13 protein-coding genes are annotated in these 13,065 nt (G+C 60.1%); 8 read left to right on the forward strand and 5 right to left on the reverse strand.

The window, feature by feature from the left end; all coding sequences use genetic code 11:
• Positions 1-14 precede the first annotated feature (14 nt).
• The 5 genes from ASB65_RS01440 to trmB all read left to right on the forward strand — a co-directional run bounded on the left by ASB65_RS01440 (position 15) and on the right by trmB (position 5,747).
• Positions 15-1,154, forward strand: coding sequence for a hemolysin family protein (locus ASB65_RS01440; protein WP_035212583.1), 1,140 nt, complete (start codon positions 15-17; stop codon positions 1,152-1,154).
• 187 nt (positions 1,155-1,341) lie between these two features.
• Positions 1,342-2,931: an apolipoprotein N-acyltransferase gene (gene lnt, locus ASB65_RS01445; RefSeq protein ID WP_060722836.1), complete on the forward strand. Its 1,590-nt coding sequence runs from the start codon at positions 1,342-1,344 to the stop codon at positions 2,929-2,931.
• 133 nt (positions 2,932-3,064) lie between these two features.
• On the forward strand, positions 3,065-3,484 hold the full coding sequence (locus tag ASB65_RS01450) for a helix-turn-helix domain-containing protein (RefSeq protein ID WP_003503735.1): 420 nt from the start codon (positions 3,065-3,067) through the stop codon (positions 3,482-3,484).
• Positions 3,485-3,675: 191 nt separating this feature from the next.
• Positions 3,676-4,938, forward strand: coding sequence for a methionine adenosyltransferase (gene metK, locus ASB65_RS01455; RefSeq protein WP_003503733.1), 1,263 nt, complete (start codon positions 3,676-3,678; stop codon positions 4,936-4,938).
• Between the two features lie 110 nt (positions 4,939-5,048).
• Positions 5,049-5,747 carry a tRNA (guanosine(46)-N7)-methyltransferase TrmB gene (gene trmB / locus ASB65_RS01460; RefSeq protein ID WP_003503731.1) on the forward strand — a complete coding sequence of 233 codons (699 nt, stop codon included), beginning with the start codon at positions 5,049-5,051 and terminating at the stop codon, positions 5,745-5,747.
• Positions 5,748-5,759: 12 nt separating this feature from the next.
• On the opposite strand, the gene ASB65_RS01465 is transcribed toward trmB, so the two are convergent.
• Positions 5,760-6,659 carry a ribokinase gene (locus ASB65_RS01465; RefSeq protein ID WP_003503729.1) on the reverse strand — a complete coding sequence of 300 codons (900 nt, stop codon included), beginning with the start codon at positions 6,657-6,659 and terminating at the stop codon, positions 5,760-5,762.
• A 54-nt stretch (positions 6,660-6,713) separates the two neighbouring features.
• The gene (locus ASB65_RS01470) at positions 6,714-7,907 is read right to left on the reverse strand and encodes a DNA recombination protein RmuC (RefSeq protein ID WP_003503726.1); all 1,194 of its coding nucleotides are present in this window, start codon (positions 7,905-7,907) and stop codon (positions 6,714-6,716) included.
• A 148-nt stretch (positions 7,908-8,055) separates the two neighbouring features.
• On the opposite strand from ASB65_RS01470, the gene def reads away from it, so the two are divergent.
• The 3 genes from def to truA are packed head-to-tail and all read left to right on the forward strand — an operon-like array spanning position 8,056 to position 10,349.
• Positions 8,056-8,568, forward strand: coding sequence for a peptide deformylase (def, locus tag ASB65_RS01475; RefSeq protein WP_003503724.1), 513 nt, complete (start codon positions 8,056-8,058; stop codon positions 8,566-8,568).
• Between the two features lie 45 nt (positions 8,569-8,613).
• A complete protein-coding gene (gene fmt / locus ASB65_RS01480; RefSeq protein WP_060722837.1) occupies positions 8,614-9,549 on the forward strand; it encodes a methionyl-tRNA formyltransferase in 936 nt (311 codons plus the stop codon).
• Positions 9,549-10,349, forward strand: a complete 801-nt coding sequence (truA, locus tag ASB65_RS01485; protein WP_003503720.1) for a tRNA pseudouridine(38-40) synthase TruA — start codon at positions 9,549-9,551, stop codon at positions 10,347-10,349. Before fmt ends, truA begins: the two co-directional genes overlap by 1 nt.
• Before the next feature lie 20 nt (positions 10,350-10,369).
• On the opposite strand, the gene ASB65_RS01490 is transcribed toward truA, so the two are convergent.
• Genes ASB65_RS01490 through dapD form a run of 3 tightly spaced genes read right to left on the reverse strand, consistent with a single transcriptional unit; the run spans position 10,370 to position 13,016 of the window.
• Positions 10,370-10,966 (reverse strand): hypothetical protein, encoded by a 597-nt coding sequence (locus ASB65_RS01490; RefSeq protein ID WP_020811936.1) that lies wholly within the window; start codon positions 10,964-10,966, stop codon positions 10,370-10,372.
• Complete coding sequence (gene dapE / locus ASB65_RS01495; protein ID WP_060722838.1) at positions 10,950-12,146, reverse strand: succinyl-diaminopimelate desuccinylase; 1,197 nt, start codon at positions 12,144-12,146, stop codon at positions 10,950-10,952. The genes ASB65_RS01490 and dapE overlap by 17 nt, the downstream gene beginning before the upstream one ends.
• A gap of 15 nt (positions 12,147-12,161) precedes the next feature.
• On the reverse strand, positions 12,162-13,016 hold the full coding sequence (gene dapD, locus ASB65_RS01500) for a 2,3,4,5-tetrahydropyridine-2,6-dicarboxylate N-succinyltransferase (RefSeq protein ID WP_003503714.1): 855 nt from the start codon (positions 13,014-13,016) through the stop codon (positions 12,162-12,164).
• Between the last annotated feature and the right edge of the window lie 49 nt (positions 13,017-13,065).

Consider the following 13,065-nt stretch of genomic DNA (forward strand, 5'->3'; position numbering starts at 1 on the left):
TATTGTCTGGAGCCATGAACGAACATTCTGCACGACCTGCCAATGAGGGCAGAGAAAACGGCGAGCAGTCCTCTTCGGAGGAGGGCAGTAGTCACTTACGTCACGACTACAATGCCAAGCCGAAATCAACCATCTGGTCACGCATCGCACGGTTGCTGAAACCATCCCAGGGTGAACGCCTGCGCGAGGATCTGACCGATGCACTGATGGACGACACCGAAATCGGTGCGGCCTTTTCGCCTGAAGAACGGGCGATGCTGAACAATATCCTCCGTTTCCGTGAGATCAGGGTCGAAGATATTATGATCCCGCGGGTCGATATCGATGGTCTCGACCAGAACATGACGATCGGCGACGCGCTGATCCTCTTCGAGGAAACCGGGCGCTCCCGCATGCCGGTCTACGATGAGACGTTGGATAACCCGAAGGGTATGATCCACATTCGCGATCTGCTGGCCTATGTCGCCAAGCAGGCGCGCAACAAGCGCCGCGCCGGATCGCGAAGCGTCGCTTATGGCGAGGTGAAGGCGCCGCGCTCACCGCGGCCGAATTTCGATCTGGCTCGGGTGGATCTTGAGCAGACGGTCGCCGATGCCGGGCTGGTGCGCAAAATTCTATTCGCACCGCCCTCGATGCTCGCTTCCGATCTCTTGAAGACGATGCAGGCGCAGAGAACACAGCTTGCACTTGTTATCGACGAATATGGCGGCACGGACGGCCTCGTCAGCCACGAGGATATCGTTGAGATGGTCGTAGGCGATATCGATGACGAGCACGACAAGGACGAGGCGATGTTCTCGCGCCTTTCCGCCGATGTGCTTGTTGCCGATGCGCGCGCGGAACTTACCGAACTTGCCGAGGTGATCGGGCCGGAATTCGACGTGCGCGAACATCTCGAAGAAATCGACACGCTCGGCGGTCTCATCTTTTTCGCACTCGGCCGCATTCCGGCCAAGGGCGAGGTGGTTCGCGCGGTACCCGGTTTCGAGTTCCAGATTCTCGATGCGGATAGCCGGCGCATCAAGGGCGTTCGTATCGCCCGGGATCATGGCTCCGAAGGTGAGGATGACCGCGCTCCGGGCGAAGCCAACGGGGTCATTGCGCTGCCCGCGCCGGATGTTCGCCTCATCACGCACCAGCACAACGCCGATTAGGAGAGATGACGGGATGCCCCGTCATCTCCGCCACGCAGCTATTTGACAGCTCGGAGCGGCCAAAAGGCCGCACGGCGCTCCGGCCGCCATCCCTCCTGTGGACTGCGAATCTTTTTTCCTTTACGTCGAGTCTGAGGGGAAATTCCGTGGCTGCGGGCTTTTCCACACGCGCATAAACGGAGATGACATGGAGCGTCTTGCAGGCAGGGTAATGCTGGCCGGCGGCATGAGCCGCGCAGTGATGGCGATTGCTGCAGGTGCGGTCGGGGCGCTTGCCTTGCCTCCATTCGGCTTTTTTGCGGCGCTATTTCTGTCTTTTACCCTGCTCGTCTGGCTCGTGGACGGCTGCACGGGAAAGCCCGGCGGCGGCCTCTTTAGCCGAATCCTGCCCGCTTTTGGCATCGGCTGGTGTTTCGGACTTGGCTATTTCGTGGCCGGCCTGTGGTGGTTGGGCAATGCGCTTCTGCTGGAAGCGGATGAATTCGCCTGGGCGCTGCCACTTGCCATCCTCGGTCTGCCGGCGTTTCTGGCGCTGTTTTACGGTTTTGCGGTTGCCGCCGCCAATCTCCTCTGGTCGGATGGCCTTGGCCGCATCGCGGCGCTTGCCGCCGCCTTCGGCCTTTCGGAATGGCTGCGCAGTTTTCTGGCGACCGGCTTTCCCTGGAACGCCATCGGTTACGGCATCATGCCCATCCCGATCATGATGCAGTCAGCGCATCTGCTCGGTCTTTTCAGTATCACGACGCTGGCGGTTTTCATCTTTGCTGCACCGGCGCTGATCGGGACGAAAAAAGGCATGGGACCGGGGCTGGCGCTGGCGGGTCTGCTGCTGGCCGCCCACTTCGGTTATGGCTTTTATCGCTTGCAGACGCCGGCGGAGATCCCGGCGGACGCCCTGACGGTGAGGATCGTTCAGCCTTCCATCGATCAGTCCCGCAAGATGTTGAACGACGACCGCGCCGAGATTTTCAGCGAGCATCTGCGGCTGACGGCCCTGCCGCCGGGCGCAGGGAAAAAACGCCCTGATATCATCGTCTGGCCGGAAACCTCCGTCCCGTTCATCCTGACGCAAAACCCGGATGCTCTGGCGGAAATCGCCAGAACGCTGGAGGATGGACAGGTGCTGTTCACCGGCGCTGTCAGAATGGAAGATCAGGGGGCCGGCCGACCGCCGCGTTATTATAATTCGGTCTATGCGATCGACAGCCAGGGCGAGATCATCGGTGCGACCGACAAGGTGCATCTGACCCCCTTCGGCGAATATGTCCCCTTTGAAGGCATCCTGCGGGAATTCGGTATCGACAATGTCATTGCCCTGCCGGGAGGTTTTTCCGCGGCCTCTTCGCGTACGCCGCTCACGCTGCCTTCGGGCAAGACCTTCTATCCATTGATCTGTTACGAGATCATTTTCCCGGGCGAGATGACGCCCGGGCTGGCCGGCTCGGCCGCCATCCTGAACGTGACGAATGATGGCTGGTTCGGTGATACGCCCGGCCCCTATCAGCATTTTCTGCAGGCGAGAGTACGGGCCGTTGAGACGGGCGTGCCGGTGATTCGCGGCGCCAATACCGGAATTTCTGCCGTCATCGATCCCTATGGCCGCATTATTGCAGGGCTGGACTACGGTCGGGTCGGAATTGTTGACGCCACTTTGAGTGGTGGGTCAAACGACGCATTTACCTACGACACACATCGGACGTATTTCTGGTTGATTTTTTCCATCTTGATAATCGTCGCGGTATTGCCTGCGTGGAGATTTGCGCGGCGCCAGAATTGACCGCGAACCCCCACAATTGCATAGTGAATACGTCAGTCGTAAAACAAGTTTAGCCGTTGTCGAAATACCGGCTCATTTCTTCGAATAGTACTGAAGCGAGATATCAACCCTTTCCGAGTGTCAGGACCGCATGATGACCGAGAATAAGAAAAAGCCTAACCCCATCGACATTCATGTCGGAAGCCGAATTCGCCTTCGCAGAACCATGCTCGGAATGAGTCAGGAGAAGCTGGGTGAAAGTCTTGGAATTACCTTTCAGCAAATCCAGAAATATGAAAAAGGCACCAACCGCGTCGGCGCTAGCCGCCTGCAGAATATTTCCGGGATCCTCAATGTACCGGTTTCCTTTTTTTTCGAAGATGCGCCCGGCGATCAGGTCGGCGGTACGACCGGCATGGCGGAAGCGTCGAGCTCCAATTACGTGGTCGACTTTCTGTCCTCGGCTGAAGGTTTGCAGCTGAACCGCGCATTCGTGAAGATCGCCGACCCCAAGGTTCGCCGTCGCCTCGTTGATCTCGTCAAGGCGCTCGCCGCCGAGGGCGATGCCGAGTAGAGCCTGGTCCGCACAGCGCAGAAAATTTCCGGCACGGGATGCCGGGCACTCAACGGTCCGCAAGGACCGTTTTTTTGTGCCGGATTGGAAAGGAATTCTCACATAAAGATATATTTATGTGGTTGTGTCCTTGTTTTTCGCGGCTGAAATGACTAACAAACTCCAAGACCGTTCTTTGAGGGGAATCCCGCATGCGTGCCAATTACCTGTTCACCAGCGAGTCCGTGGCCGAGGGTCATCCGGACAAGGTTTGTGATCGTATTTCTGATGAAATCGTGGATCTTATTTATCGTGAAGCGTCCAAGACGGGCGTCGATCCCTGGACCGTGCGCATCGCGTGTGAAACGCTTGCGACGACCAACCGCGTTATTATCGCCGGTGAGGTTCGGGTTCCCGATACGCTTCTGAAAAAGGACAAGGACGGCAAGATCATCAAGGACGCCGCTGGCCATCCGGTCATCAACCCTTCGAAGTTCAAGTCCGCCGCCCGCAAGGCGATCCGTGACATCGGCTACGAGCAGGATGGTTTCCACTGGAAGACCGCCAAGATCGACGTTCTCCTGCACCCGCAGTCGGCAGATATTGCGCAGGGCGTGGACAATGCTTCCGACAAGCAGGGCGACGAGGGCGCCGGCGACCAGGGCATCATGTTCGGTTACGCCTGCAAGGAAACGCCGGATCTGATGCCGGCGCCGATCTATTATTCTCACCGTATCCTCCAGCTGCTCGCCACCGCCCGCAAGAGCGGCGAAGGCGAAGCGGCGAAACTTGGCCCCGACGCCAAGAGCCAGGTGACGGTTCGTTACGTCGACGGCAAGGCTTCGGAAGCCGTATCCATCGTTCTGTCCACGCAGCATCTCGATGCGAGCTGGGATTCGAAGAAGGTTCGCGCCGTTGTCGAGCCCTATATCCGCGAAGCTTTGGGCGACCTGAAGATCGCCGACGATTGCCAGTGGTATATCAATCCGACTGGTAAGTTCGTCATCGGCGGTCCCGATGGTGATGCGGGCCTCACCGGCCGCAAGATCATCGTCGACACCTATGGCGGCGCTGCCCCCCATGGTGGTGGTGCATTCTCCGGCAAGGACACGACCAAGGTTGACCGTTCCGCCGCCTATGCCGCCCGCTATCTTGCCAAGAACGTCGTGGCTGCCGGCCTTGCCGAGCGTTGCACAATCCAGATTTCCTACGCGATCGGCATCGCCCAGCCCCTGTCGATCTATGTCGATCTGCATGGCACCGGCAAGGTCAGCGAAGATCAGGTCGAGAACGCGATCCGTAAGGTCATGGACCTTTCGCCGTCGGGTATCCGCCGTCATCTCGATCTCAACAAGCCGATCTACGCCAAGACGTCCTCATACGGCCATTTCGGCCGCAAGGCCGGCCGTGACGGCTCTTTCTCCTGGGAGAAGCTCGATCTGGTGAAGCCGCTTAAGGAAGCTTTGAGCGCCTAACACTTGTTATTTGACGGCGATTGAGAGATACCGTCACCAACTTTTGTAACCCGCACAATGCCTCATGTGGCGCTGTGCGGGTTAAATCTATTTGTTCTTGAGAGTATGAGATGACGGAAGAACGGCGTTCGCGCGCAACGGAAGCGTTTTTTGGCAGACGCAAGGGCAAGCCCCTGCGCAATCAGCAAGTCGATACGATCGAGAACCTGCTGCCTTTGCTGAAAATCGATCTGGAAAGCGCTCCGCCGCAAAATCTCGCCGCTCTTTTTCCGGCGGATGTGCGATCGATCCGTCTGGAGATCGGTTTCGGCGGCGGCGAACATCTCGCCCACCGCGCGGTTGAGAACCCAGAGACGGGTTTCATTGGGGTCGAGCCCTTCGTTAACTCCATGGCCAAACTGCTTGCCACCGTGCGCGAACGCGAGCTGATGAATATCCGGCTCTATGACGATGACGCGACGCAGCTGCTCGACTGGCTGCCAGAGGGGTCGATCGATCACATCGATCTGCTTTATCCCGATCCGTGGCCAAAGAAGAAACACTGGAAGCGCCGCTTTGTCTCGGACGTCAATCTCGCCCGTTTCCATCGCGTGTTGAAACCCGGCGGCAAATTCTGCTTTGCGTCGGATATCGATACATACGTCAACTGGACGCTGCAGCATTGCGCCCGGCATGGCGGTTTTGAATGGACGGCGACGAGCGCTGACGACTGGCGCACGCCCTACGCCAACTGGCCGGGCACGCGTTACGAAAACAAGGCGAAAAGAGAAGGCCGCAGCTCGGCCTATCTCACCTTCATCCGTCGCTGAGCGGTTGATCCCTCAGAGGGCCGCATCCACTTCCGCTGCCAGCGGAATGGAAGGCTGGGCACCGGCGCGCGTGCAGGCGAGCGAGCCTGCAACGGCGGCACGCTTCAGCGCCCTTTCGAAATCCATCCCCTGATCGAGGCTGGCAGCGAGATAACCGCAGAAGGTATCGCCCGCACCAACCGTATCGACCGGCTCGATCTTGAGGCCGGAAGCCCTGTAGACCTTGCCGTTGCGCATGGCGATCACGCCGTCCGCCCCAAGCGTCACGATCAATGTCTGGCCGGTCCTGTCGTGAAGGGTCTTGAGTTCGTTTTCCCGCTCGACGCTGGAGAGGCCATTCTTGCCGATCAGCAGCTCGAACTCGGTTTCATTGGCGATGACGATATCGGCAAGGCCAGCAAGACGCGGACCGTCTGCGGTCAGCGGCGCTGTGTTGATGACGGTGGTGATGCGCTTTGCCTTGGCGGCCGTCAGCGCCGCTTCGATGGCTGCGGCCGGTATCTCGAACTGCAGCATCAGAATATCGCCAGCGGCCATGTCGGATACGGTCTTTGCGGCATCGGAGGCGGAGACCTCGCCATTGGCGGCGGGAATGACCGAAATCATGTTCTCTCCGCCTTCACCGATCAGGATCACCGCCGTTCCCGTCGGGCCGGGCGCAGTCTTGACCAGAGACAGGTCGGTGCCAGCATCACGCAGTAATGTCAGCGCCGGTGCGGCAAAAGTATCATCGCCCGCAGCCCCTGCCATCTTGACTGCGGCGCCTGCACGCCGTGCGGCCAGCGCCTGATTGGCTCCCTTGCCGCCGGCGGCCGTGGAGAATGTCTCTCCCGTTACGGTTTCACCGGGCTTGGGCAGGCGTTTGGCGGTCGCGACGAGGTCCATGTTGATGGAGCCGAAAACAGTAATCATGGGGCGCTGGGTCCATATGAAATTTGAGCAAGGCGGCGACTTTGCCCGAGACGATCACTCGTCGTCAACTACCCGCAATTTGGCCGCACCGGCTCTGTTTTCGGCAAAGCGGCGCGCCTGCTCGATTTCACCATGCGGGGCGTCTTTTTCCGTTGGCGAGAAATCAAGTCCTTCGATCTTCTGGCCGCGTGCCAGCACCTTGTCCGAGGAGATGAGCATCATGTCGACGTCCTTCTGCGCCAGCCCGAAATGGGCCTGCAGCTTGCGCGTCCGGTCGTCCAGCCGCCGCACATCGTCCATCAGAAGGGCAACTTCACCCTGGATGAGATGCGCCTGCTCCCGCATGCGCTGATCCTTCAGCACGGACTGGATGACCTGCACCGACAGCATCAGAAGCGATGGCGAAACGATGACGACACGGGCGCGGTGAGCGCGCTGCACCAGATATTCGAAATGCTGGTGGATATCGGCGAAGATCGATTCGGACGGCACGAAGATGAAGGCGGTATCCTGTGTTTCGCCACGGATGAGGTATTTCTCGGCCACATCGCGAATATGCACTTCCATATCACGGCGGAACTGCTGAACGGCGGCACGTTTGGTTTCCGGTGTCTCATCCGCCTTGATGGCATTCCATGCCTCCAGCGGAAACTTCGCGTCGATGACGAGCGGCGGCGCATTGTTCGGCATCTTGATGGTGCAGTCCGGCCGGTAACCGTTCGAAAGCGTCGGCTGAAGCTGGAAAGCGCCGGCGGGAAGGGCATCGGCGATCAGAATTTCCATGCGTGCCTGTCCAAAGGCGCCGCGCGTCTGCTTGTTGGAAAGGATGGCCTGCAGTCCGACCACGTCCTTGGCCAGATCCTGAATATTGCCCTGCGCGGCGTCGATCACCGCGAGGCGCTCCTGCAGTCGGCTCAGATTTTCATGGGTCGACCGGGTCTGTTCCGTCAGTGTTTCGCCAATGCGCTGCGACATGCCGTCGAGGCGCTGGTTGAGCGTCTGGCTCATCTCGGTCTGGCGGGTGCCGAGCGTTTCCGCCATGGCCGCGATACGGCCATGCAGTTCGGACTGTGTTTTCAGAAGATCGGAGATTTCACCGTCGGCTCCCGCTTTTTTCACGCGGTTTGTCGTGACCAGCCAGGTTGTGACCAGACCGAAAACCAGAGCCGCGAGCAGCGCGCCGAAGCTGATATCGACGGAGCCGGCCCGCAGCGCGGGATCAAGGAGAACGGAGAAATCTATACTCATGATTAAATCTAGCAGATTTCCAGTGATTCGGAAGATCAAAACAAGAACATTCCTGTGGCGGAAATGAGTCGGGCGGGGTGGATGCCCGAGGCGATTTGAACCTCGTGTTTTTTATTTCCTCCGCGCAAGAGATACGTTATGGGAAGCCATGACCATCAAACCGCTTATCATTTTGCCCGATCCCGTGCTGCGCCAGCAATCGAAGCCCATCGAAAAGGTGGATGCAGAGGTTCTGCGTCTTGCCGACGACATGCTCGAAACCATGTACGATGCGCCGGGTATCGGTCTTGCCGCTATCCAGATCGGCGTGGCGCGCCGCATGCTGGTGATCGACGTTGCGCGTGAAGGCGAGGAAAAGACCCCGATCGTCTTCATCAACCCGGAAATCCTCAAGGTGTCTGACGATGTCTCGACCTATGAGGAAGGCTGCCTCTCCATTCCTGACTATTATGCGGAGGTCGAGCGTCCCGCCTCGCTCACGGTGCAATATGTCGGCCGTGACGGCAAGCAGCAGACGGTCGAGGCGGATGGTCTGCTCGCTACCTGCCTGCAGCACGAGATCGATCACCTCAATGGTGTTCTGTTCATCGACCATATTTCGCGGCTGAAGCGCGACATGGTCATCAAGAAATTCACGAAAGCGGCCCGCGCAAAGATCTGATCCGTCCTCTCTGGACCGGAATGGACGACAGGGCAGGGGGCGACAATGGCTCTTCGCATCATATTTATGGGCACACCGGATTTTTCCGTTCCCACATTGCGTGCATTGGTGGAGGCGGGCCACGAGGTTGTCGCTGTCTACACCCAGCCGCCGCGTCCCGGCGGCCGCCGTGGTCTCGATCTGCAGAAGTCACCGGTGCATCAGGCTGCCGAACTGCTGGGGCTTCCGGTGTTTACGCCCGTGAATTTCAAGGCTGAGGAAGATCGTCAGCAGTTCCGGGAATTCAATGCTGATGTGGCGGTTGTCGTGGCTTACGGGCTGCTGCTGCCCGAAGCGATCCTCTCCGGTACGCGTCTCGGCTGTTACAATGGTCATGCCTCGCTACTGCCGCGCTGGCGCGGTGCTGCTCCCATCCAGCGGGCGATCATGGCCGGCGACCCCGAAACCGGCATGATGGTCATGAAAATGGAAAAGGGGCTCGATACCGGTCCCGTCGCGCTGACCGCGAAAGTCGCGATCGGCGATAACATGACGGCCGGGGAGCTGCATGACAGTCTGATGCTAACAGGCGCGCGGTTGATGCGGCAGGCGATGGAAAAGCTGGAAGCAGATGACCTGCCGCTCGTCACACAGGCGGAAGAGGGTGTTCTCTATGCCGCGAAGATCGACAAGGGCGAGACTCGCGTCGATTTTTCTCGGCCCTCGCAGGATGTGCATAATCACATTCGCGGCCTTTCGCCGTTTCCCGGCGCATGGCTGGAAATGGACATCGGCGGCAAGACGGAGCGCGTGAAGGGTCTCGCCTCCGAACTGGCAAGCGGCATGGGAGAAGCGGGCGCAGCGCTCGACGATGCTCTGACCATTGCCTGCGGCAGCGGGGCCGTGCGGCTCACCCGCTTGCAAAAGGCCGGCGGCAAACCGATGTCGGCGGCTGATTTCGTGCGCGGCACCCCCGTTCCGGCCACAACGAGGCTCGGCTGATGCCGCGTTTCCGCATGACCGTCGAATATGACGGCACGCCCTATTATGGCTGGCAGAGACAGGATAACGGCCCCTCGGTTCAGGGTGCGCTGGAGGCTGCGGTTCGCTCGCTGACGGGAGAGAGCGTCTCCATTCGCGGCGCCGGCCGCACCGATTCCGGTGTGCATGCCGTTGGGCAGGTTGTCCATGTCGATCTTTTGCGCGACTGGGAGCCCTACAAGCTTCGCAACGCGCTCAATGCGCATCTCGCCATGGCGGGCGAAGCCGTGGCCGTTCTCGATGCCGCTTCCGTGACCGAGGATTTCGACGCCCGCTTTTCCGCCCTTCGTCGGCACTATCTCTACCGCATCATTTGCCGCAAGGCCCGGCTGGCGCTGGAGCACAAGCGGGCATGGTGGGTGTCGAAGGACCTCGACCATGAGCGCATGCATGAAGCCGCCCAGATGCTCGTCGGCCGGCATGATTTCACCACCTTCCGCTCGGTCCATTGCCAGGCGAACAGCCCCGTGCGCACGCTCGACCGGCTGGATGTGACGCGCAATGGCGATCTCATCGAGATACGCGCGACGGCGCAGAGCTTCCTTCATAACCAGATACGCTCTTTCGCCGGCACGTTGAAACTGGCGGGCGAGGGCACGATGACGCCGGAGGACGTGCGTGCCGCACTGGAGGCACGGGACCGCAAGGCATGCGGCCCTGTCGCACCGCCGGACGGTCTTTATTTCATGCAGGTCGATTATCCCGACGTCATTCCGCCGCGCCGGCGCCCCGAAGTCGACGTGACCGAGGATGCGGACTGACGTTTAAGCTGTGCCAGTTCTCAGGCGGGATAGACACCGAGAAAACGCTGCAGCGCTTCCGATAGAAGCATGCCCGGCACCAGCAGCGTCATGACGATGGCCGAGACGAGCAGCGACTGATCGCGGATGAAAAACCGCACGATCCGCGAGAAGGCGAAGACCAGCGATAGAAGCAGTGCCAGCCAGAGAACGGCGATCAGTCCTTGCAGCGGCGGCAGGAAGAACGCGATCAGGATCAGAACCGCATAGGCATAGGAAAATGGCAGCGACAGCCAGTTCATGGTGGTGACGAGCGGCGCGAATTTTTCCCGAGCGCCGAAGGCGTATAGTAGCATGCCGATCAAAAGCAGCGGCACGATCCAGCAGATGGCCTCAACCATCGCCAGACGGAAGAAGAAGATGAACCCCGTTCCGGTGCCGGGCGGATAGCTGGCGAGGAAGGCAGCGCGCAGCCACAGCCAGGAAACCAGCATGGCGGGCAGGCACCAGAGGGCGGAATAGAAGGATCGCCACATGCCGCGCTCGGAGAGATCAAGATAACGCGCACCATTGTGGTCACCCAGCAGCAGAAGCCACAGGCCGGTCAGATAGAGCCTTACTTCACTTGCCGTCGGCATGGGCGAACCAGCGTTCGATAAAGGTCTCGTAAATGCGCGTCAGCGTCTCGAGATCGGCAACGGCCACGCGTTCATCGACCATATGCATGGTCTGCCCGACGAGGCCGAATTCCACGACAGGGCAATAATCCTTGATGAAGCGTGCATCGGATGTGCCGCCGGTGGTCGAAAGCTTCGGTTCCCTGCCGGTAACGGCTTCAACCGCGCCTGAGAGCGACGAGATAAGCGCATTGTTCCGCGTCAGGAAGACATGCGACGGGCGGTCGGCCCAGACGATCTCATATTTCACCGGTGCGCGGTCGGGGCGAAGCTCACCTTCGGCCGCAGCGGCGTCGAGGCGGCGGATGATCTCCGTGCGCAGGCTTTCTGCTGTCCAGGTGTCGTTGAAACGGATGTTGAAGGCCGCTGTCGCCCGCGCCGGGATCACATTGGTGGCGGCGTTGCCGGTGTCGACGGTCGTCACTTCCAGATTGGAAGGCTGGAAATCATCCGTGCCGTGATCGAAGGGCGGATGCATCAGCGCATGGGTCAGCTGCAGCAGACCGCGAATGGGGTTGTCGGCGAGATGCGGATAAGCAGCATGGCCCTGAACGCCATGGACGGTGATGCGGCCGGAAAGCGAACCCCGGCGACCGATCTTGATCATGTCGCCAAGCTGGTCGGGATTGGTCGGCTCGCCCACCACGCAGGCGTCCCACGTCTCGCCCTTGGCGGCGGCCCATTCCAGCAGTTTGGAGGTGCCGTTGATCGACGGACCTTCCTCGTCGCCGGTGATCAGGAAGGAAACGGAACCCTGCGGCTTGCCATGTTTTTCGATATGGCGGGCGATGGCGGCGACGAAACAGGCGATGCCGCCCTTCATGTCCACTGCACCGCGACCGAACATTTCGCCACCGGCAATCTCTGCGGCAAAAGGCGGATGGCTCCACGCTGCCTCGTCGCCCACGGGAACGACATCCGTATGGCCCGCAAACATCAGATGCGGACCCTCGGTGCCGAGCCGGGCATAGAGGTTTTCCACGTCAGGCGTTCCCGCCTCGCTCGCCACTATCTTGTCTACCTTGAAGCCGAGCGGCGAAAGCAGGGTGTCGAGCAAAGAAAGCGCGCCGCCTTCGGCAGGCGTCACCGAAGGGCAACGGATGAGGGCGGCGAGATTGGCAACGGGATCGGTCGTGGTCATGGCAGTCGCTTTATATCAGTCGCGCAGAAGCTCGTTGATGCCGGTCTTGGAGCGGGTCTTTTCATCGACGCGCTTGACGATCACGGCGCAATAGAGGCTCGGGCCCGGCTCGCCGTTGGGGAAAGGCTTGCCCGGCATGGTGCCGGCAACGACGACGGAATAGGGCGGCACTTCGCCATAGGTGATCTCGCCGGTGGCGCGATCGACGATCTTGGTGGACTTGCCGATGAAGACGCCCATGCCGAGAACCGCGCCTTCGCGCACGATGCAGCCTTCCACGACTTCCGAACGGGCGCCGATGAAGCAATTGTCCTCGATGATCGTCGGGCCCGCCTGCAGCGGTTCCAGAACGCCGCCAATGCCGACGCCGCCGGAGAGATGCACGTTCTTGCCGATCTGTGCGCAGGAGCCGACAGTCGCCCAGGTGTCGACCATCGTGCCTTCATCGACATAGGCGCCGAGATTGACGAAGGAGGGCATCAGCACCACGTTCTTGGCCACATAGGCGGAGCGGCGGACGACGGCGTTCGGCACGGCGCGGAAACCGGCGGCGCGGAACTGGTTTTCACCCCAGTTTTCGAACTTCGACGGCACCTTGTCCCACCAGGTGGATTCGCCCGGTCCGCCGGTCACGATCTCCATGTCGTTCAGACGGAAGGAGAGGAGCACGGCCTTTTTCAGCCACTGGTTCACCTTCCAGTTTCCATCCGCCTGCTTCTCAGCAACGCGTGCCTTGCCGCTATCGAGAAGTTGAAGAGATGTGTCCACGGCGTCGCGAACCTCGCCCTTCGTCGATACGTTCACGCTATCGCGGTTGTCGAACGCCGTTTCGATGATGGTTTCGAGGGAGGTGAGATCCGTAAGGCTCATGGAAAATTCCTTAAAGTCGCGTGGTGTTCATGGTCACGGATGGTACCGC

The organism is Agrobacterium tumefaciens str. B6 (assembly GCF_001541315.1).
Lineage (GTDB): Bacteria > Pseudomonadota > Alphaproteobacteria > Rhizobiales > Rhizobiaceae > Agrobacterium > Agrobacterium radiobacter.

Bases quoted from the DNA above. Each gene is read 5' to 3' on its own strand.
- ASB65_RS01440 (WP_035212583.1), top strand. From the start codon at position 15: ATGAACGAACATTCTGCACGACCTGCCAATGAGGGCAGAGAAAACGGC.
- lnt (WP_060722836.1), top strand. From the start codon at position 1,342: ATGGAGCGTCTTGCAGGCAGGGTAATGCTGGCCGGCGGCATGAGCCGC.
- ASB65_RS01450 (WP_003503735.1), top strand. From the start codon at position 3,065: ATGACCGAGAATAAGAAAAAGCCTAACCCCATCGACATTCATGTCGGA.
- metK (WP_003503733.1), top strand. From the start codon at position 3,676: ATGCGTGCCAATTACCTGTTCACCAGCGAGTCCGTGGCCGAGGGTCAT.
- trmB (WP_003503731.1), top strand. From the start codon at position 5,049: ATGACGGAAGAACGGCGTTCGCGCGCAACGGAAGCGTTTTTTGGCAGA.
- ASB65_RS01465 (WP_003503729.1), bottom strand. From the start codon at position 6,659: ATGATTACTGTTTTCGGCTCCATCAACATGGACCTCGTCGCGACCGCC.
- ASB65_RS01470 (WP_003503726.1), bottom strand. From the start codon at position 7,907: ATGAGTATAGATTTCTCCGTTCTCCTTGATCCCGCGCTGCGGGCCGGC.
- def (WP_003503724.1), top strand. From the start codon at position 8,056: ATGACCATCAAACCGCTTATCATTTTGCCCGATCCCGTGCTGCGCCAG.
- fmt (WP_060722837.1), top strand. From the start codon at position 8,614: ATGGCTCTTCGCATCATATTTATGGGCACACCGGATTTTTCCGTTCCC.
- truA (WP_003503720.1), top strand. From the start codon at position 9,549: ATGCCGCGTTTCCGCATGACCGTCGAATATGACGGCACGCCCTATTAT.
- ASB65_RS01490 (WP_020811936.1), bottom strand. From the start codon at position 10,966: ATGCCGACGGCAAGTGAAGTAAGGCTCTATCTGACCGGCCTGTGGCTT.
- dapE (WP_060722838.1), bottom strand. From the start codon at position 12,146: ATGACCACGACCGATCCCGTTGCCAATCTCGCCGCCCTCATCCGTTGC.
- dapD (WP_003503714.1), bottom strand. From the start codon at position 13,016: ATGAGCCTTACGGATCTCACCTCCCTCGAAACCATCATCGAAACGGCG.